Annotated in this window: 19 protein-coding genes; 15 read left to right on the top strand and 4 right to left on the bottom strand. The window is 70.3% G+C overall.

Annotated features, from left to right (window positions below; genetic code table 11):
• From infB to H7I41_RS15595, 4 genes are all read left to right on the top strand, one after another.
• On the top strand, positions 1-2,001 hold a 2,001-nt coding region (infB, locus tag H7I41_RS15610), incomplete at its 5' end, for a translation initiation factor IF-2 (RefSeq protein ID WP_264013513.1).
• Positions 2,001-2,519 carry a 30S ribosome-binding factor RbfA gene (gene rbfA, locus H7I41_RS15605; RefSeq protein WP_264013512.1) on the top strand — a complete coding sequence of 173 codons (519 nt, stop codon included), beginning with the start codon at positions 2,001-2,003 and terminating at the stop codon, positions 2,517-2,519. The genes infB and rbfA, both read left to right, overlap by 1 nt.
• Positions 2,494-3,504: a DHH family phosphoesterase gene (locus H7I41_RS15600; protein ID WP_308214628.1), complete on the top strand. Its 1,011-nt coding sequence runs from the start codon at positions 2,494-2,496 to the stop codon at positions 3,502-3,504. Before rbfA ends, H7I41_RS15600 begins: the two co-directional genes overlap by 26 nt.
• Positions 3,505-3,520: 16 nt before the next feature.
• Entirely contained in the window at positions 3,521-4,852 is a 1,332-nt protein-coding gene (locus H7I41_RS15595; RefSeq protein WP_264013517.1) for an MATE family efflux transporter, read from the top strand.
• An 11-nt stretch (positions 4,853-4,863) separates the two neighbouring features.
• On the opposite strand, the gene H7I41_RS15590 is transcribed toward H7I41_RS15595, so the two are convergent.
• Positions 4,864-5,625, bottom strand: coding sequence for an enoyl-CoA hydratase (locus H7I41_RS15590; protein ID WP_264013510.1), 762 nt, complete (start codon positions 5,623-5,625; stop codon positions 4,864-4,866).
• A gap of 37 nt (positions 5,626-5,662) precedes the next feature.
• Between H7I41_RS15590 and H7I41_RS15585 the strand changes: the two genes are divergently transcribed.
• Together H7I41_RS15585 and H7I41_RS15580 are read left to right on the top strand one after the other, a co-directional pair.
• Complete coding sequence (locus H7I41_RS15585) at positions 5,663-5,947, top strand: DUF2277 domain-containing protein (protein WP_264013509.1); 285 nt, start codon at positions 5,663-5,665, stop codon at positions 5,945-5,947.
• Positions 5,944-6,504 (top strand): DUF1802 family protein, encoded by a 561-nt coding sequence (locus H7I41_RS15580; RefSeq protein ID WP_264013508.1) that lies wholly within the window; start codon positions 5,944-5,946, stop codon positions 6,502-6,504. The genes H7I41_RS15585 and H7I41_RS15580 overlap by 4 nt, the downstream gene beginning before the upstream one ends.
• Here the strand turns inward: H7I41_RS15580 and H7I41_RS15575 are convergent.
• Positions 6,493-8,169 (bottom strand): CocE/NonD family hydrolase, encoded by a 1,677-nt coding sequence (locus H7I41_RS15575; protein ID WP_264013507.1) that lies wholly within the window; start codon positions 8,167-8,169, stop codon positions 6,493-6,495. The genes H7I41_RS15580 and H7I41_RS15575 overlap by 12 nt on opposite strands.
• Before the next feature lie 25 nt (positions 8,170-8,194).
• Positions 8,195-8,776, bottom strand: a complete 582-nt coding sequence (locus H7I41_RS15570) for a DUF3558 domain-containing protein (protein ID WP_264013506.1) — start codon at positions 8,774-8,776, stop codon at positions 8,195-8,197.
• A 139-nt stretch (positions 8,777-8,915) separates the two neighbouring features.
• Here H7I41_RS15570 and pptH point away from each other — a divergent pair, with 139 nt between their 5' ends.
• The 4 genes from pptH (at position 8,916) to H7I41_RS15550 (ending at position 12,174) form a co-directional block, all read left to right on the top strand.
• Positions 8,916-9,881 (top strand): ACP phosphodiesterase PptH, encoded by a 966-nt coding sequence (gene pptH / locus H7I41_RS15565; RefSeq protein ID WP_264013505.1) that lies wholly within the window; start codon positions 8,916-8,918, stop codon positions 9,879-9,881.
• Positions 9,882-9,898: 17 nt separating this feature from the next.
• Positions 9,899-10,537 (top strand): 4'-phosphopantetheinyl transferase PptT, encoded by a 639-nt coding sequence (pptT, locus tag H7I41_RS15560; protein WP_264013516.1) that lies wholly within the window; start codon positions 9,899-9,901, stop codon positions 10,535-10,537.
• Positions 10,534-11,430, top strand: coding sequence for a tRNA pseudouridine(55) synthase TruB (gene truB / locus H7I41_RS15555; protein WP_264013504.1), 897 nt, complete (start codon positions 10,534-10,536; stop codon positions 11,428-11,430). The genes pptT and truB overlap by 4 nt, the downstream gene beginning before the upstream one ends.
• Before the next feature lie 90 nt (positions 11,431-11,520).
• The gene (locus tag H7I41_RS15550; protein ID WP_372503750.1) at positions 11,521-12,174 is read left to right on the top strand and encodes a TetR/AcrR family transcriptional regulator; all 654 of its coding nucleotides are present in this window, start codon (positions 11,521-11,523) and stop codon (positions 12,172-12,174) included.
• A gap of 145 nt (positions 12,175-12,319) precedes the next feature.
• On the opposite strand, the gene mntR is transcribed toward H7I41_RS15550, so the two are convergent.
• Entirely contained in the window at positions 12,320-13,021 is a 702-nt protein-coding gene (gene mntR / locus H7I41_RS15545; protein WP_372503752.1) for a manganese-binding transcriptional regulator MntR, read from the bottom strand.
• A gap of 113 nt (positions 13,022-13,134) precedes the next feature.
• Here mntR and H7I41_RS15540 point away from each other — a divergent pair, with 113 nt between their 5' ends.
• The 5 genes from H7I41_RS15540 to H7I41_RS15520 all read left to right on the top strand — a co-directional run bounded on the left by H7I41_RS15540 (position 13,135) and on the right by H7I41_RS15520 (position 18,922).
• Positions 13,135-14,112: a bifunctional riboflavin kinase/FAD synthetase gene (locus H7I41_RS15540; RefSeq protein WP_264013501.1), complete on the top strand. Its 978-nt coding sequence runs from the start codon at positions 13,135-13,137 to the stop codon at positions 14,110-14,112.
• A gap of 120 nt (positions 14,113-14,232) precedes the next feature.
• The gene (rpsO, locus tag H7I41_RS15535; RefSeq protein WP_264013500.1) at positions 14,233-14,502 is read left to right on the top strand and encodes a 30S ribosomal protein S15; all 270 of its coding nucleotides are present in this window, start codon (positions 14,233-14,235) and stop codon (positions 14,500-14,502) included.
• Between the two features lie 10 nt (positions 14,503-14,512).
• Complete coding sequence (lppU, locus tag H7I41_RS15530) at positions 14,513-15,004, top strand: LppU family putative lipoprotein (RefSeq protein ID WP_372503749.1); 492 nt, start codon at positions 14,513-14,515, stop codon at positions 15,002-15,004.
• A gap of 308 nt (positions 15,005-15,312) precedes the next feature.
• Complete coding sequence (locus H7I41_RS15525; protein WP_264013499.1) at positions 15,313-17,595, top strand: polyribonucleotide nucleotidyltransferase; 2,283 nt, start codon at positions 15,313-15,315, stop codon at positions 17,593-17,595.
• Complete coding sequence (locus tag H7I41_RS15520) at positions 17,573-18,922, top strand: M16 family metallopeptidase (protein ID WP_264013498.1); 1,350 nt, start codon at positions 17,573-17,575, stop codon at positions 18,920-18,922. The genes H7I41_RS15525 and H7I41_RS15520 overlap by 23 nt, the downstream gene beginning before the upstream one ends.
• The last annotated feature ends 2 nt before the right edge of the window (positions 18,923-18,924 follow it).

Raw genomic sequence — 18,924 nt, 5'->3', positions numbered from 1 at the left:
GGCGGTGCACCGGCCGGTGCCGGTGGCGGATTCCGCGGTCGCCCCGGTGGCGGCGGCGGTGGTCGTCCAGGCCAGCGCGGTGGCGCCGCGGGTGCCTTCGGGCGTCCCGGTGGCGCGCCGAAGCGCGGCCGTAAGTCGAAGCGGGCGAAACGCGCCGAATACGAGAACATGCAGGCGCCGGTCGTCGGCGGCGTGCGGTTGCCGCACGGCAACGGCGAGACCATCCGGCTGGCCCGCGGCGCGTCGCTGAGCGATTTCGCCGACAAGATCAACGCCAATCCGGCCTCGCTGGTGCAGGCGCTGTTCAACCTCGGTGAGATGGTCACCGCCACGCAGTCGGTGGGCGACGAGACCCTCGAGCTGCTCGGCAACGAGATGAACTACGTCGTGCAGGTCGTGTCCCCGGAAGACGAGGACCGCGAGCTGCTCGAATCCTTCGACCTCACCTACGGCGAGGACGAGGGCGGCGAGGATGACCTCGAGCAGCGGCCCCCGGTGGTCACCGTCATGGGTCACGTCGACCACGGCAAGACCCGGTTGCTGGACACGATCCGCAACGCCACCGTCCGCGAGGGCGAGGCCGGCGGCATCACCCAGCACATCGGCGCCTACCAGGTCACGGTCGAGCACGACGGCACCGAGCGGCCGATCACCTTCATCGACACCCCCGGTCACGAGGCGTTCACCGCCATGCGTGCCCGTGGTGCGAAGGCCACCGACATCGCGATCCTGGTGGTCGCGGCCGACGACGGCGTCATGCCGCAGACGGTCGAGGCGATCAACCACGCGCAGGCGGCCGACGTGCCGATCGTGGTGGCGGTCAACAAGATCGACAAGGAGGGCGCCGACCCGGCCAAGATCCGCGGTCAGCTCACCGAGTACGGCCTGGTCGCCGAGGACTTCGGTGGCGAGACCATGTTCGTCGACATCTCCGCCAAGCAGGGCACCAACATCGACGCGCTGCTCGAAGCGGTCCTGCTGACCGCGGACGCGGCGCTGGACCTGCGGGCCAACCCGGACATGGAGGCCCAGGGTGTGGCGATCGAGGCGCACCTGGACCGTGGCCGCGGCCCCGTCGCGACCGTGCTGATCCAGCGCGGAACGCTGCGGGTCGGCGACTCGATCGTCGCGGGCGACGCCTACGGCCGCGTGCGGCGCATGGTCGACGAGCACGGCGAGGACATCCACGATGCCCTGCCGTCGCGGCCGGTGCAGGTCATCGGCTTCACGTCGGTGCCGGGAGCCGGTGACAACCTGCTCGTGGTCGACGAGGACCGCATCGCCCGGCAGATCGCCGACCGGCGCAGCGCCCGCAAGCGCAACGCCCTGGCGGCGCGCTCGCGCAAGCGGATCAGCCTCGAGGACCTGGATTCGGCGCTGAAGGAGACCAGCCAGCTGAACCTGATCCTCAAGGGCGACAACTCCGGCACCGTCGAGGCGCTGGAGGAGGCCTTGCTGGGCATCGAGATCGACGACGAGGTGGAACTGCGCGTCATCGACCGCGGTGTCGGTGGCGTCACCGAGACCAACGTCAACCTGGCGTCGGCCTCGGATGCGATCATCATCGGCTTCAACGTCCGCGCGGAGGGCAAGGCCACCGAGCTGGCCAACCGCGAGGGCGTCGAGATCCGCTACTACTCGGTGATCTACCAGGCCATCGACGAGATCCAGGCCGCGCTCAAGGGCATGCTCAAGCCGGTCTACGAGGAGAAGGAGCTCGGCCGCGCCGAGATCCGCGCGATCTTCCGGTCGTCGAAGGTCGGCAACATCGCGGGTTGCCTGGTCCAGTCGGGCATCATGCGGCGCAACGCCAAGGCCCGCCTGCTGCGCGACAACGTCGTGGTGGCCGAGACCGTCACCATCTCGTCGCTCAAGCGCGAGAAGGACGACGCCACCGAGGTGCGCGAGGGTTACGAATGCGGTCTCACGCTGACGTACTCCGACATCAAGGAAGGCGACATCATCGAGGCGTACGAACTCGTCGAAAAAGCGAGGACGTAGTGGCCGATCCGGCACGGGCACGCCGGCTGGCCAAGCGCATCGGCACCGTCGTCGCGTCGGCGATCGAGTTCGAGATCAAGGATCCCCCGTTGGCCTTCGTGACCGTCACGGACACGAAGGTGACGGGTGACCTGCACGACGCCACCGTGTTCTACACGGTGCGCGGCGAGACGCTGCAGGACGAACCCGATTACGCCGCCGCGGCAGCGGCGCTGGAGCGTGCCAAGGGCACGTTGCGCAGCAAGGTCGGCGCCGCCACCGGCGTGCGATTCACTCCCACACTGGCTTTCGAGCTCGACAAGGTTCCCGAGACCTCTGCTCACATGGAGGCGCTGCTGGCGCGCGCGCGTGCCGCAGATGAGGATTTGGCGAGAGTTCGGCAGGGTGCCAGGCACGCAGGCGACGCCGACCCGTACCGTGTGACGGGGGCGGAGGAAACCGGCGGGGACTCGGAGTACGGGCAAGACAACGGACTCGATGTTGAGGACACCGGTGACAACGACAGACAAGGCGACTGACGTCGCGCTGCCGGGCACGCGCGTCGACGCGCACACGGCCGCCGGGCTGCTGTCCGCGGCAGGCACCGTCAGCGTGGTCTGTCACGTCTATCCCGATGCCGACACCATCGGCGCCGGGCTGGCGCTGGCACTGATCCTCGAACAGGCGGGCAAGGCCGTGCAGGTCAGCTTCGCCGCTCCCGAGGACCTGCCCGAATCGCTGCAGTCGCTGCCCGGCGGGCACCTGCTGGTCCAACCGGACGCGATGCGGCGCGACGCCGACCTGGTGGTCACGGTCGACATCCCGAGTGTGAACCGCCTGGGTGCGCTGCGCGACCTGGCCGATTTCGACACCGATCCCGACCGCGATGTGCTGGTGATCGACCACCACGCCTCCAATCAGCTGTTCGGCAGCGCCAACTACGTCGATCCGTCGGCGGACTCGACCACCATGCTGGTCGCCGAACTGCTCGACGCCTGGGGCAAGCCGATCGACGCCGGGGTGGCGCACTGCCTGTACGCGGGGCTGACCACCGACACCGGGTCGTTCCGGTGGGCCAGCGCCCGCGCGCACCGGCTGGCGGCCCGGCTGGTCGAGCTGGGCGTCGACAATGCCGCGATCAGCCGCACACTGCTGGACACCCATCCGTTCGCGTGGCTGCCGATGCTGTCGCGGGTGCTCGCCTCCGCGCGCCTGGTGCCCGACGCCGCCGGTGGCCGTGGCCTGGTGTATGCCGTTGTGGCACACGATGAGTGGTCCACCGCGCGGCCCGAAGAGGTGGAGAGCATCGTCGACATCGTGCGCACCACCGCGCAGGCCGAGGTGGCGGCGGTCTTCAAGGAGATCGAACCGCTGCACTGGTCGGTGTCGATGCGCGCCAAGTCCTTCGACCTCGCCACGGTGGCCAGTTCGTTCGGTGGCGGCGGACACCGGCTGGCGGCCGGCTACTCGGCCATCGGATCCGCCGACGACGTGGTCGCGGCGCTGCATTCCGCCCTTGGCTGACGACGTCAGCGGGGCCCTGCCCGAGCCGGTCGCGGCACGGCCGGAACCGGTCACCTCCCGGCGCATCGCCGCGCTGGCGTTCCCGGCGCTGGGCGTGTTGGCCGCCGAGCCGGTCTACCTGCTGTTCGACCTGGCCGTCATCGGCCGCCTCGGCGCGGTCAGCCTCGCCGGCCTGGCCATCGGCGCGCTGATCATGGGCGTTCTCAGCTCCCAGCTGACGTTCCTGTCCTACGGCACGACGGCCCGGTCGGCGCGCTACTTCGGGGCCGGTGACCGCACCGCTGCGGTCGGCGAGGGCGTGCAGGCCACCTGGCTGGCGCTGGCCATCGGCACGGCGATCGTGGCCGCGGTGCAGGTCGCGGCGGTGCCGCTGGTGTCCGCACTGTCGGGTGGCGGCGTGGTCGCCGAGGCCGCCCTGCCGTGGGTGCGCATCGCGAGCCTCGCGGTGCCCGCCATCCTGATTGCCGCGGCGGGTAACGGCTGGATGCGCGGCGTGCAGGACACCATGCGGCCGCTGCGGTACGTGGTGTTCGGCTTCGCCGTGTCGGCGGTGCTGTGCCCTGTGCTGGTCTACGGCCTGCTCGGCGCGCCGCGGCTGGGCCTGCCGGGCTCGGCGATCGCCAATGTCGTCGGCCAGTGGATCGCCGCGCTGCTGTTCGTGTGGGCGCTGCTGGTGGAGCGCGTCGCGCTGCGGCCCGCGCCGGCGGTGCTGCGCGCACAGGTGGTGATGGGCCGGGACCTGGTGCTGCGCACGCTGGCGTTCCAGGCGTGCTTCGTGTCCGCGGGGGCGGTGGCCGCCAGGTTCGGCGCCGCCGCGGTGGCCGCGCACCAGGTGGTGCTGCAGCTGTGGAGTTTCCTTGCGCTGGTGCTTGATTCGCTGGCCATTGCGGCGCAGTCGCTGGTCGGCGCCGCCCTCGGAGCTGGCCACCTGGCGCACGCCAAATCGGTGGCCTGGCGGGTGACGGTGTTCTCGACGGCGGCCGCGGCGGCGCTGGCGGGAGTGTTCGCCGCAGGCGCGTCGGTGCTGCCGGGCGTGTTCACCGGCGACCGGTCGGTGCTCGACGAGATCGCGGTGCCGTGGTGGTTCCTGGTGGCGCAGCTGCCGATCGCGGGCATCGTGTTCGCGATCGACGGCGTGCTGCTCGGCGCCGGGGACGCCACGTTCATGCGCAACGCCACCCTGGCCGCGGCGCTGCTGGGCTTCCTGCCGCTGATCTGGCTGTCGCTCGCCTTCGGCTGGGGACTGCTCGGCATCTGGGCGGGGCTGAGCACGTTCATGGTGCTGCGACTGGTCTTCGTCGGCTGGCGCGCCCTGTCCGGCCGCTGGCTGGTGCCCGGAACGGCGTGACCTGCGGCCGGTCAGCGCACCTGGGCGCGGCCCCGCTCGAACACCGCGGCGCGGTTGGCGGCGATGTCGTCGCCGGACGCCGTCGCCATCCAGCGGCGCGCCGAGTCGGCCTCGATCCACAGGGCGGCGTTGGTCTGCGATTCGTCGATGCGGTGGTAGGAGTCCAGCAGCGCCCGCACCGCGCGCTGGTTGTTGCCGACGATCGAGGCCGCGACCTGTCGCGCGGTCGGCAGCAGCTCGTCGTGCGCGACGACCTGGGTGACCAGTCCGGCCCGCAGCGCGTCGGATGCCGAAAGGTAGTCGCCGGTCAGGCTCATCCGGCGGGCCAGCCCGACACCGACCTTCTGCGGCAGCCGCACCGACAACCCCCAGGTGGGCATCAGGCCGACGCGGGCGTGGGTGTCGGCGAACCGGGCCTGCTCCGAGGCGATCAGGATGTCGCAGTAGAGCGCCATCTCCAGCCCGCCGGTGACGGCGGCGCCGTTGATCGCACCGATCACCGGTTTGGTCAGGTGCGGCCACTTCGGCGAGATGTCGGGCAGGTCGGTCTGGTCGCCGAGTTCCTTGAGGTCCAGGCCGGCGCAGAACACGGGGTCGGCGCCGGTGAAGATCAGCACGTCGAGGTCGTCGTCGGTCTCCGCGTCCCGCAGCGCGCCGAACAGCTTGCCGCGCAGCGCCGCCGAGAGCGCGTTGCGGGCCTTCGGCCGGTTCAGCGTCAGGGTGCGCACCCGGTCGGTGGTGTCGATCAGCAGGATGTCGTCGGCGTCGGTCATGGGGTAGACGCTAGCGACCGCGCCTATCGTGGTCGTCATGTGCCGAAACATCACTGAACTGCGTGGGCTGGAGCCGCGGGCGACGGACGAGGAGATCGAGGCCGCGGCGCGCCAGTACGTCCGGAAGGTCAGCGGCATCACCCGGCCGTCGACGGCCAACGAGGAGGCGTTCGAACGGGCCGTCGCCGAGGTCACCGCCACCACCACCCGGCTGCTGTCGACGCTGCCCGAGCGGCGCCAGCCGCCGAAGACCGTGCCGCCGCTGCGCCGCCCCGAGGTGCGGGCCCGCATCGCCGCCAAGGCCGCGCAGACCTCGGCGTGACGCCGGCGCCCACCGGCCCGGCGCTCAAGGAGTGGAGCGCCGCGGTGCACGCGATGCTCGCGGGCCGGCAGTCGATCCTGTTGCGCAAGGGCGGAATCGGTGAGAAGCGCTTCCGGGTGGACGCTTCGCGCTTCCCGCTGTTCCCCACCGTCGCGCACAGCCACGCCGAACGGGTGCGTCCCGAACACCGCGACCTGCTAGAGCCGGCGGCCGCCGACTCCACCGAGGACGCCGTCGTGCTGCGGGCCGGCGCCGCCGTCGTGGAGGCCGTCGAGGTGAACAGGCCCGAGGCGATCGACGAGCTTGCGCCGCTGCACATCTGGACCGCCGACTCGATCCGGTCCGATCGCCTGGACTTCCGGCCGAAGCACCGGCTGACCGTGCTGGTGGTCGCGGTCAGTCCGCTTCTCGAGCCGGTCCGGCTCACGCGCGCCCCGGAGTACGGCGGCTGCACCAGCTGGGTGCAACTGCCGGTCGCCCCGGCGTGGGGCGCGCCGGTCCGCGATGCGGCCGAGCTGGGGGAGCTGGCCGGTCGCGTTCGTGACCTAGTGGGCTGACGGCGGACGGGGCCCGGCGGGCAGCAGCAGTCGGGACGCGCCCCCTGCGCCGTGGTGGACGGTGTGGGTCGCCGGCACCGTCCGGTTGCCGCGCAACGGCGCGTCGCCGGTGCCGAGGTTGCGGTCGAACCGCGGATGCGAGCCGCCCGCGACGAGCACCCGCAGCCGCGAGCCGGCGGGGAAGCGGTGCGCCACCGCGTCGAGTTCGATGCGCACCGTCCCGCTGACGCAGCCGGGGCGCAGATAGCCGTCGGAGACGTTGCGGGACCGGCCGCGCTCGTCGACGTGGCCGAGGCGGACGAAGACGTCGTTGTGCGGGTTGTCGCAGGAGTGCGCCAATTCGACCACCGGCGTGCCGACGACGTAGAGGTCTTCGGTGAGCGGCTCACCGGTGAAGGTCAGCACGTCGGCGCGGCGGGCCAACCGGGAGTCGTCGCGGTAGCCGGCCTCGGGGGACAGCAGCCGCCCGCCGATGGTCGGTGTCGGGTCGGCGGGGTCGTAGGTGAACGTCGACGACGGTGCGGCCGGATCAGGGGCGGCGCCCGCGAGCCGGTGGCCCGGGTGCAGGAACATCTCCTGCTCGGTCATGGCCGGCGGCCAGTCGGGCAGCTCGAGCCAGCCGTGACCGTTGACGAACGCCCGCACCGGGCTGCGCCGCCGCGCCGGTGCGCCACCGAGGTGGGTGGCCAGCCAGTCGAGCGTCTCGCCGACCACCGTGGCGGCGCCCTTGGTCATCAGCTGTGAGTGGGTCCACGGCCCGACGGTCAGCGCGCACGGCACACCGCGGTCGCGCAAATGCCGGTACTGGGTGAGGGACTGCTCGAGGAACAGGTCCTGCCAGCCGCTGACCAGCAGCACCGGCACCGCCACCCGGTCCAGCGCGTCGGTGGCCCGCAGCCCAGCCCAGAACGGGTCGTCGGGGTCCTCGTGCTCGAGCCACGACTCGAACCACGGCGCACCGCTGCCCAGCAGGTCGCGGGCCGAGTCGCCCAGCGGCAGTCCGGCGGTGGCCCGGGCCACCTCCCGGCGGGAGCGCACCTGGCGGATCAGCGCCGCCGCCCGGCCCGGGTCCTCCTGATGGGCGACCATGTGGCTCCAACCCAGGAAGTCGTTGAGGGAGAACGACCCGGTGCCCCAGGACGAGGCCCGGAAGTCGTGCGGCCCGACGGCGATCACGGCCGCCGCGAGTTCCGGCGGCGGGTCCTCGAGCATCGCCCACTGCGTGAAGCCCAGGTAGGACAGGCCGACGGTGGCGAAAGACCCGGTGAACCACGGCTGGTCGCGCAGCCAGGCGGCGGTGTCGGCGCCGTCGGCCTTCTCGTGCACCATCGGCGTGAACTCCCCGCCGGAGCCGAATGTGCCACGCACGCTCTGCACCAGCACGTGGTAGCCGCGCGCGGCGTAGACGGCGGCGAACAGCAGTGAGAACGGGAAGCCGCGGCCGTAGGGTCCCCGCACCAGCAGCGTGCCCGCGGGCCGGTCGGTGTCGGGCACGTAGTGATCGGCGATCAGGTCGACACCGTCGCGCATCGGGACCCGCAGGCCGCGCTCGACCCGGAAGTCGCTGGTGTGGGGCGGCAGCCGCAGCAGCCGGCTGACGGTTCTGCCCGCGAGTCTGCGCAGCGGACCGGTCGAGGTGGCCGGTCGCCGGCCGGTGGTGGTCATGCGGCCAGGTTAGAGAAGCGTCGTCTCAGAACGTGTACGACGGCACCAGTTCGTGGGCGCGCTGCAGGTTGGTCTGCATGCAGTCCGGGTCCGGCTCGGAGTAGATCGGCGAGTAGAACACCGACTGCTGGATCACGCCGTAGCTGGTGTCGAACGCGATCATGCAGGTGATCCACCACCGGTTGTTCCAGTCGGTCGGCTTCATGATCCAGTACTGGGCGGCGCGGTGACCGGAGACGTCGAGTTCGACGGCGTCCGGCGGGATGGTCTCCTCGTAGCTGCGCCACACGAGCGGTTCGATCGCCATCTGGTAGTTGCCCGCGTCGTACTTGCACCGCAGGCCCTCCTCCGGCTGCGGCGGCGTGAAGGCCAGCCCGATGCGCTGGACGACGTCGAGCGGGATGTCGTTACACGGGGCGAACGGGCTGGGATCGACGATGTCGACCACCGGCCACTTGATCGTCGTCGAGGCCGTCAGCGGCAGGAACGTGGACCGCAGATCGACCCCACCGGTGGCGGTGCCGGGCGACGGTGCGGTCTGCCACACCACGACCACCGCCGCGAACAGCGCGGCGAGCGCCGAGAGCAGGCGCATCCTGGCGACCATCACACCCCTCTCAGGTCCGACCCTGCCGGGAGTGTATCGGTCCGCGGCGGCTGGATGACTCGTAACGGCCACCGTAAACGAGAACATGTTCTAGTCGCCGACAGGGGTCACCGCGGGCGCGCAAGTAGGCTGATCGGTTGTGGTCACTCCTGCGCAGCCGCGCGACCGGCGGCCGGTGTTGTGGGCAATCAGCGACCTGCACACCGGGCACAACGGCAACAAGCCCATCACCGAGTCGCTGTATCCCTCCTCGCCCGACGACTGGCTGATCGTCGCCGGCGACGTCGGTGAACGCACCGACGAGATCCGGTGGGCGCTCGACCTGCTGCGCAAGCGCTTCGCCAAGGTCATCTGGATCCCCGGCAACCACGAATTGTGGACGACGAACAAGGACCCGATGCAGATCTTCGGCCGGGCCCGTTACGACTACCTGGTCACGATGTGCGACGAGATGGGCATCGTCACCCCTGAGCACCCCTACCCGGTGTGGACGGGCGAGGGTGGCCCCGCGACCATCGTCCCGATGTTCCTGCTCTACGACTACAGCTTCCTGCCGGAAGGGGCCGCCACGAAGGCAGAGGGCCTGGCGATCGCCCGGGAACGCAACGTCGTGGGCACCGACGAGTTCCTGCTGTCGTGCGAGCCGTATGCCACCCGCGACGCCTGGTGCCGCGAGCGGGTGGCCGCCACCCGCAAGCGGCTCGAGGAGCTGGACTGGATGATGCCGACCGTCCAGGTCAACCACTTCCCGATGGTGCGCGAACCGTGCGACGCGATGTTCTACCCGGAGTTCTCGCTGTGGTGCGGCACCACCGCCACGGCGGACTGGCACACCCGCTACAACGCCGTCTGCTCGGTGTACGGCCACCTGCACATCCCGCGCACCACCTGGTATGACGGCGTGCGGTTCGAGGAGGTGTCGGTGGGATATCCGCGGGAGTGGCGGCGGCGCAAGCCCTATCGGTGGCTGCGGCAGATCCTGCCCGACCCGAAGTACGCGCCCGGCTACCTCAACGAGTTCGGCGGGCACTTCGAGATCACCCCCGAGATGCGGGACGGCGCGCGCAAGATGCAGGAGCGGGTGCAGTCGAGGCGGTCCAAGTGAGCCTGCTGCCCACGGTGATGCCACCGGCGGTGGCGACCGCCGAACTGTACGACGACCCCGCCGGCCTGGCCCCGCTGCCGGAGGAGGCGCCACTGGTGGCGCGGTCGGTTGCCAAGCGCCGCAACGAGTTCGTCACCGTGCGCCACTGCGCGCGCCAGGCGATGTCCCAGCTCGGCCTGCCGCCGGTGCCGATCCTCAAGGGGGACAAGGGCGAACCGTGCTGGCCCGAAGGCGTGGTCGGCAGCCTGACGCACTGCAAGGGCTTCCGCGGCGCCGTGGTGGGTCGGCGCTCGGAGGTGCGGTCGCTCGGCATCGACGCCGAACCACACGACGTCCTGCCCGACGGCGTGCTCGACGCGATCAGCCTGCCGGTGGAGCGGCACGAGTTGGCCGCGTTGCCTGCCGAACTGCACTGGGACCGGATCCTGTTCTGCGCCAAGGAGGCGACCTACAAGGCGTGGTACCCGCTGACGCACCGCTGGCTGGGCTTCGAGGACGCGCACATCACGTTCACGCCCGACAGCACCGGCACCGCGGGCACCTTCGAGTCGCGGATCCTGATCGACCCGGCCGCGGAGTTCGGACCGCCGTTGACCACGCTCGCCGGGCGGTGGTCGGTGGCCGACGGGATCGCGCTGACGGCGATCGCGCTGTGAGCACGCCGGCACCGCCGGCCGGCATCGTCGTCGTGGACAAGCCGGCGGGGATTACCAGCCATGACGTGGTGGGCCGCTGCCGGCGGGTCTTCGGTACCCGCAAGGTGGGCCACGCAGGCACACTCGACCCGATGGCGACCGGTGTGCTGGTGGTGGGCATCGAGCGGGCGACGAAGATCCTCGGCCTGCTGACCGCCGCTGACAAGTCGTACTCGGCGACCATCCGGCTGGGGCAGACCACCACCACCGAGGACGCCGAAGGCGAAGTGCTGCAGACGATCTCGGCTACCGCGGTCGACGACGCCCAGATTGAGGCGGCGGTGGCGGCACTGCGCGGCGACATCGAGCAGGTGCCGTCGGCGGTCAGCGCCGTCAAGATCGGTGGGGAGCGCGCCTACAAGCTGGTGCGGGAAGGCCGGACCGTCGAACTGCCGCCCCGCCCGGTGCATGTCGAGCGGTTCGACGTCACCGCCGTCCGCCGCGACGCCGCCGGCTTCGTCGACGTCGATGTCGATGTGTCCTGTTCGAGCGGCACCTACATCCGCGCGCTGGCCCGTGACGTGGGCGCGGCGCTGAGTGTCGGTGGCCACCTCACGGCGCTGCGCCGTACCCGCGTCGGCCGGTTCGGCCTCGACGAGGCGCGCACGCTCGATGCGCTGGCCGAGCAGCCGTCGCTGAGCTACTCGCTCGACGAGGCGTGCCTGCAGGGCTTCGCGCGCCGCGAGCTGACCGACGAGGAGGCCGAGTCGGCGCGCCACGGCCGTGCGCTGCGGCCGGCGGGCATCGACGGTGTGTATGCCGCGACCGCGCCCGACGGCCGGGTGATGGCGCTGCTCACCGACGACGGGCAACGGACGAGAAGCGTTGTGGTGGTGCGGCCGGCGACGCTGTGACGTCGATACGCCGAAGGAAGGTGCCGGGCGCACGACGTCCCGCGAACTGAGAGCCCGGCTCGAGCGCACCGCGGTCGGTAGGCTGCGCTCGTGACGGTGGCCGACGGAGCAGCCGGCCGGGTGCGACGCACCCAGGCCGAACGCAGCGCCGCGATGCGGCTCCGCCTCCTCGACGCGACCGTTGAATGCCTGGTCGATCACGGATATGCCGGCACCACCACGCACCGCGTCGCCGAGGTCGCCGGGGTGACGCGCGGAGCCCAGATCCACCATTTCCGGTCCAAGGAGGACCTGGTGATCGCGGCGATCGAACATCTGGCGCATCAGCGCGCTGAGGCCGCCATCCGGGAACTCGGCCGGATCGAGCGCAGCGACGACCTGCCCACGGCGATCCTGGAGTTCCTCTGGGACATCCATCAGGGGCCGCTGACCGTCGCGACCTTCGAGCTGTGGATCGCGTCGCGGACGGACCCGGCGCTGGCCGAGCAGGTCCAGCGGGTGGAGCCCGTCGTCAACGGCGCAGTGCTGGCGGCCATCGCGCAGGTGCTGCCCGAACGGGCCGCGGCGCAGAAGGAACTGCGCGACGCCGTCTACACCGCGATGGACGCGCTTCGCGGGATCTTCGTGGGCAGTTTCGCCGACAGCGACCCGGCCCGGCTGCGGCGACGCTGGGATCGTGCAGCGACGCGACTGCATCGCGACATCGGCTCCGCACTCGCCGAGGCGGCGCAGGCACCGGCCTGAGCCCGTTCGAGTTGTTTGCGTTCCGGTTGGAATGTATCTTTATTCACGGCGGCGTCAGGGGGAGGAGCCGCCGGAGCGTCGGGGGCGTCACTTCGGTGATGCCCCCGACGGCACCCAAGGGCCGTTCACACGGCCGCTGTCGTACCTAGGCCACCACCCAGATCGCCTCGGCGGCCGGGCTGCCGAGGTCGACGGTGGTGCTGGTGGTTTCGCTGCCCGGGCGCGCGGGGTCGCCCGGGTCCACCGGGTTCACTGGATTCTCTATGGCCACCGAGATCATCCCCGCGAAGTCGCGCCGAGCGAGTACCCGCACCCGCGAATCGAGCGTGATGCCCACGGTGTCGAAATACCGCAGCATCTCCGGATCTGCGTCGGAGATGCGGGCCACCGTGCCGGCGTCGCCGTCCTGGCACACCGACAGCTGCCGCGCCGGAGGCGTGGGCACCTGACCGTCGGCGGCCGGAATCGGGTCGCCGTGCGGATCACGGGTGGGATGACCGAGTTTGGCGTCGATGCGGTCGAGCATCCGGTCGGAGACCGCGTGCTCGAGGATCTCGGCCTCGTCGTGCACCTCGTCCCAGCCGTAGCCCAGTTCGCGGACCAGGAAGGTCTCCATCAGCCGATGGCGGCGCACCATCGCCAGCGCCGCGCGCCGGCCGGCGTCGGTGAGCGTCACCGCGCCGTACTTTTCGTGGTGGACGAAGCCCTGGTCGGCCAGCTTGCGGATGGACTCCGAGGCCGTGCTCGCGGAGACCCCGAGCCGCTCGGCGAGCATCTTGGTGCTCACCTTCTCGTGGGACCATTCCTGGGCCGTCCAGATGACCTTGAGATAGTCCTGGGCAACCATCGTCAGCTCACCTGCGTTGCTGTCCGGACTCACAACTAGCAAGTTTAGGCAATCATCACCTGATCCGGGCATCCAGCGCGCCCACGGCGCGGCCCGGGCCGTAGGCTGGCGGTGTGCTGCGCTGGCGAGGTCAGGACGAAATCCCGACCGACTGGGGCCGATGTGTCGTCACCATCGGGGTGTTCGACGGCGTGCATCGCGGGCACGCCGAACTCATCAACCACGCCGTGAAGGCGGGCCGCTCACGCGGTGTGCCCACTGTGCTGATGACGTTCGACCCGCACCCGATGGAGGTCGTCTTCCCGGGCAGCCATCCGGCGCAGCTGACCACACTGACCCGGCGTGCCGAGCTCGTCGAGGAGATGGGCATCGACGTCTTCCTGGTGATGCCGTTCACCTCCGACTTCATGAAGCTCACCCCGGAGCGCTACATCCACGAGCTGCTGGTGGAGAACCTGCACGTCGTCGAGGTGGTGGTGGGGGAGAACTTCACGTTCGGCAAGAAGGCCGCAGGCAACGTCGAACTGCTGCGCAGGGCCGGCGAGCGGTTCGGGTTCGCCGTCGAGAGTCTGTCGCTGGTCGCCGAACACCACCGGGAACAGTCGGTGACCTTCTCGTCGACCTACATCCGGTCCTGCGTCGACGCTGGCGACGTGGTCGCCGCCGCCGAGGCGCTGGGACGCCCGCACCGGGTCGAGGGGGTGGTGGTGCGCGGTGACGGTCGCGGCCGCGACCTCGGCTATCCGACGGCCAACGTGGCGCCGCCGATGTACTCGGCGATACCGGCCGACGGGGTCTATGCCGCCTGGTTCACCGTGCTGGGCCGCGGACCGGTGATGGGCACCGTCATCCCCGGAGAGCGGTACCAGGCCGCGGTGTCGGTCGGCACCAACCCGACGTTCTCCGGGCGCACCCGCACGGTCGAGGCGTTCGTCCTGGACACCACCGCCGACCTGTACGGCCAGCACGTCGCGGTCGACTTCGTGGCCCGGATCCGGGGCCAGGAGAAGTTCGACTCGGTCGACGACCTGATCGTGGCGATGGGCGGGGACACCGAGCGGGCCCGCACCATACTGCGCGATTCTTTCTGAGCGCCCCGGCGCTGTTAGACTTTGCGCCGACCCGGCACGTTGCTGCAGTTCGCGGTGGCCGTGCCCTTCGGAGCCGTCCGGCTCCCGCAGTTCGCGAACTGAAAAAGATGGAGTGAATTCGTGGCGCTCACCGCCGATCAGAAAAAAGAGATCCTGGGCTCCTACGGCCTGCATGCGACCGACACCGGTTCGCCCGAGGCGCAGGTGGCACTGCTGACCAAGCGCATCGCCGACCTGACCGAGCACCTCAAGCTGCACAAGCACGACCACCACTCGCGGCGCGGCCTGCTGCTGCTCGTCGGCCGCCGTCGCCGGTTGCTCAAGTACGTCGCGCAGGTCGACGTGGAGCGTTACCGCTCCCTGATCGACCGGCTGGGCCTGCGTCGCTGACGCTGTTCACGTGCGGACGCTGTCCGCGGTCGTCACGGCCGCGCTGCTCGCGGCCGCGGGGCTGACGGGCTGCTCGTCGGCCGCCGCGGCCGACATGGGGGTGGGGGACTGCCTGAAGATGGGCGGCACCCTCGACCGTCCGGAGGCGACGAAGGTCGGCTGCGGCACACCGGAGTCGAATTTCAAGGTGGTCGCCACGGTCGACGACAGCGACCAGTGCCCCACCGACGTCGACTCGTACTACTCGATGCGCAGCGCGTTCCGCGACACCGGCCAGACGATCTGCATGGACATCGACTGGGTCGTCGGGGATTGCATGAGCATCGATCCGGAGAACTCCCGCGACCCGGTGCGGGTGGACTGCTACGACGGCACGATGCCGCACCGCCAGCGGGCCACCCAGATCCTCGACGAGGTCGCCAACGTCGACCAGTGCACCACCGGCGTCGGCTACGCCTACGACGAGCGACAGTTCACCGTCTGCGTCGAGGACGTGTCCTGATCGGCCCGGTCTTTAGGGTCCGGACCAGCCAGGTTGTACCATTGATCTGTCCGCGCGGATTTCGTTCACCCGCGGGCATCGGGTGCGGTTTCGCAGATCCGCGAAAGCCGTCCCCGCGTGTCATATCGGGACCCGCCTGATGGCACGGTCTTCGGTAGTGGCTGCCGGACAGGAATCCGGCAGCTTCGATCGACGGCCGTAGCCGCATCAAGGCTGGTGGTTCAGGGCGCCGTTCCGGCTGCCCGGCATGTCCGACGGTGACCACGCGAAACAGCTGAATGATGTTCAGAGAGGCCATACGGACGCCTATGTCTGTAGTTGAAATTGAAGACGGCGTGTACGAGTCCACCGCCGTGATCGACAACGGGAGCTTCGGCACCCGCACCATCCGCTTCGAGGCCGGCCGGCTGGCCCAGCAGGCGGCCGGTTCTGTCGTCGCCTACCTCGACGACGAGACCATGCTGCTGTCGGCCACGACCGCCAGCAAGAACCCCAAGGACCACTTCGACTTCTTCCCCTTGACGATCGACGTCGAGGAGCGGATGTACGCAGCGGGCCGCATCCCCGGTTCGTTCTTCCGCCGCGAGGGCCGGCCGTCCACCGACGCGATCCTCACCTGCCGGCTGATCGACCGCCCGCTGCGGCCGACGTTCGTGTCCGGCCTGCGCAACGAGATCCAGGTCGTCGTCACCGTGATGAGCCTGGATCCCAAGGATCTGTACGACGTGCTCGCGATCAACGCCGCCTCGGCGTCCACGCAGATCTCCGGGCTGCCCTTCGCCGGCCCCGTCGGCGGCGTGCGCGTCGCCCTGATCGACGGACAGTGGGTCGCGTTCCCGACCGTCGAGCAGCTCGAGCGTGCGGTGTTCGACATGGTGGTCGCCGGCCGAAAAGTCGACGACTCCGGAAAAGAAGACGTGGCGATCATGATGGTCGAGGCCGAGGCCACCGACAACGTGATCGAACTGGTCGCCGGCGGAGCCGGTGCGCCGACCGAGAGCGTCGTGGCCGAGGGCCTCGAGGCCGCCAAGCCGTTCATCGCGGCCCTGTGCACCGCCCAGCAGGAGCTGGCCGGCAGTGCGGGCAAGGAGACCGCGGAGTACCCGCTGTTCCCGGAGTACCAGGACGACGTGTTCGACGCGGTCGCCGCGGTGGCCACCGACGAGCTGTCCAAGGCTCTGACCATCGCCGGCAAGGAAGAGCGCAACGACCGCACCGACGAGATCAAGGTCGAGGTGCTGGGCCGGCTGGCCGACCAGTTCGCGGGCCGCGAGAAAGAGATCGGCGCCGCGTTCCGGTCGCTGACCAAGAAGCTCGTCCGCCAGCGCATCCTGACCGACCACTTCCGCATCGACGGCCGTGGCGTCACCGACATCCGGGCGCTCAGTGCCGAGGTGGCCATCGTGCCGCGGGCACACGGCAGCGCGTTGTTCGAGCGCGGCGAGACCCAGATCCTGGGTGTCACCACGCTGGACATGGTCAAGATGGCCCAGCAGATCGACTCGCTGGGGCCGGAGACGTCCAAGCGCTACATGCACCACTACAACTTCCCGCCGTTCTCGACCGGTGAGACCGGCCGCGTCGGTTCGCCGAAGCGTCGCGAGATCGGTCACGGCGCGCTGGCCGAGCGGGCCCTGATGCCGGTGCTGCCGAGCATCGAGGAGTTCCCGTACGCGATCCGTCAGGTGTCGGAGGCGTTGAGCTCCAACGGCTCGACGTCGATGGGTTCGGTGTGTGCGTCGACGCTGTCGCTGCTCAACGCCGGTGTGCCGCTCAAGGCTCCGGTCGCGGGCATCGCGATGGGCCTGGTGTCCGACGACGTCGAGGTGGACGGCAAGACCGAGCGCCGCTTCGTGACGCTGACCGACATCCTGGGCGCCGAGGACGCGTTCGGTGACATGGACTTCAAGTGCGCAGGCACCAAGGACTTCGTCACCGCGCTGCAGCTCGACACCAAGCTCGACGGCATCCCCTCGCAGGTGCTGGCCGGGGCGCTGGCCCAGGCCAAGGACGCGCGTATCACCATCCTCGAGGTGATGGCCGAGGCCATCGACGAGCCCGACGAGATGAGCCCGTACGCGCCGCGCATCACCACGATCAAGGTGCCGATCGACAAGATCGGCGAGGTCATCGGGCCCAAGGGCAAGATGATCAACTCGATCACCGAGGAGACCGGCGCGTCGATCTCGATCGAGGACGACGGCACCGTGTTCGTCGGCGCCTCCAACGGCGAGGCCGCGCAGGCTGCGATCGACAAGATCAACGCCATCGCCAACCCGCAGCTGCCCAAGATCGGTGAGCGGTTCCTCGGAACCGTGGTCAAGACCACCGACTTCGGCGCGTTCGTCTCGCTGCTGCCGGGTCGTGACGGTCTGGTCCACATCTCCAAGCTGGGCCGCGGCAAGCGCATCAACAAGGTCGAGGACGTGGCGAAGGTCGGCGACAAGCTCCGCGTGGAGATCGCCGACATCGACAACCGCGGCAAGATCTCGTTGATCCTGGTGGCCGAAGAGGCCGCCGAGGGCGGCGACGGCACCGCCACCGCCGATTCGGGCGCAACGCCTGTCGATGCCGCGACCAGCAGCAGCTAGGTCCGGAGCAGCGGCGCTGCGGCGCGGTCACCGCGACTCCACCTCGGAGTCGCGGTTCCGCCGCAGCACGCTGCCCGGCGGGCTGCGGGTGGTCACCGAGTACATCCCTTCGGTGCACTCGGCGTCGGTCGGGCTGTGGGTCGGTGTCGGCTCGCGCGACGAGGGCCACAGTGTGGCCGGGGCCGCGCACTTCCTGGAACACCTGCTGTTCAAGTCGACGCCGACGCGGTCGGCGGTCGAGATCGCCCAGGCCGTCGACGCCGTCGGCGGTGAGCTGAATGCGTTCACCGCGCGCGAGCACACCTGCTACTACGCGCACGTGCTGCACACCGATCTGGAGTTGGCCGTCGATCTGGTGGCCGACGTGGTGCTGCGGGGCCGTTGTGCGGCAGGCGATGTCGAGGTCGAGCGCGACGTGGTGCTCGAGGAGATCGCCATGCGTGACGACGATCCGGAGGACACGCTCGGCGACGTGTTCCTCACGGCGATGTTCGGCTCGCATCCGGTGGGCCGCCCGGTGATCGGCAGCGTCGAGTCGATCGAGGGCATGACCAGGGCCCAGCTGCACTCCTTCCACGTTCGCCGCTACGTGCCCGAGCGCATGGTGCTGGCGGTGGCGGGCAACGTCGACCACGACGAGGTGGTCCGCCTGGCGCGCGAGCACTTCGGCGATCGACTCGTCCGCGGGCGCAACGCGATTGCGCCGCGCAAGGGCACCGGCCGCATCGGCGGACGCCCGTCGCTGCAACTCGTCGACCGCGACGGTGAGCAGACCCACCTCTCACTGGGGGTGCGCACGCCCGGCAGGCACTGGGAGCACCGCTGGGCGCTGGCCGTGCTCAACAGCGCGCTGGGTGGCGGCCTGAGCTCCCGGCTGTTCCAGCAGGTGCGCGAGACCCGCGGCCTGGCCTACTCGGTGTACTCGACGGTGGACACCTTCGCCGACAGCGGAGCCCTCTCGGTGTACGCGGCGTGTCTGCCCGAGCGGTTCGACGAGGTGGTCCGCGTGGTCACCGACGTGCTCGACGGGGTGGCGCGCGACGGCATCACCGAGGCGGAGTGCCGGATCGCCAAGGGATCGATGCGCGGCGGGCTGGTACTCGGCCTGGAGGACTCCGGGTCGCGGATGCACCGCATCGGCCGCAGCGAGCTGAACTACGGCGAGCACCGCAGCATCGAGGCGACGCTGGACCTGATCGACGCGGTGACGCTCGACGAGGTCAACGCGGTCGCCTCGCAGCTGCTCACCCGGTCCTACGGCGCGGGAGTGCTGGGGCCGCAGGCGGACAAGACGCTGCCCGAGCGGTTGCGGGTGCTGGCCGGCTGATC

The sequence above is a fragment of the [Mycobacterium] manitobense genome, from assembly GCF_025821665.1.
GTDB lineage: Bacteria > Actinomycetota > Actinomycetes > Mycobacteriales > Mycobacteriaceae > Mycobacterium > Mycobacterium arseniciresistens.
The sequence above is the reverse complement of the archived record's forward strand: the minus strand, read 5'-3'. Positions and strand labels throughout refer to the sequence as shown.

Bases quoted from the DNA above. Each gene is read 5' to 3' on its own strand.
- H7I41_RS15590 (WP_264013510.1), bottom strand. From the start codon at position 5,625: ATGACCGACGCCGACGACATCCTGCTGATCGACACCACCGACCGGGTG.
- H7I41_RS15585 (WP_264013509.1), top strand. From the start codon at position 5,663: ATGTGCCGAAACATCACTGAACTGCGTGGGCTGGAGCCGCGGGCGACG.
- H7I41_RS15575 (WP_264013507.1), bottom strand. From the start codon at position 8,169: ATGACCACCACCGGCCGGCGACCGGCCACCTCGACCGGTCCGCTGCGC.
- H7I41_RS15570 (WP_264013506.1), bottom strand. From the start codon at position 8,776: ATGGTCGCCAGGATGCGCCTGCTCTCGGCGCTCGCCGCGCTGTTCGCG.
- pptT (WP_264013516.1), top strand. From the start codon at position 9,899: ATGCCACCGGCGGTGGCGACCGCCGAACTGTACGACGACCCCGCCGGC.
- mntR (WP_372503752.1), bottom strand. From the start codon at position 13,021: ATGGTTGCCCAGGACTATCTCAAGGTCATCTGGACGGCCCAGGAATGG.
- H7I41_RS15525 (WP_264013499.1), top strand. From the start codon at position 15,313: ATGTCTGTAGTTGAAATTGAAGACGGCGTGTACGAGTCCACCGCCGTG.
- H7I41_RS15520 (WP_264013498.1), top strand. From the start codon at position 17,573: ATGCCGCGACCAGCAGCAGCTAGGTCCGGAGCAGCGGCGCTGCGGCGC.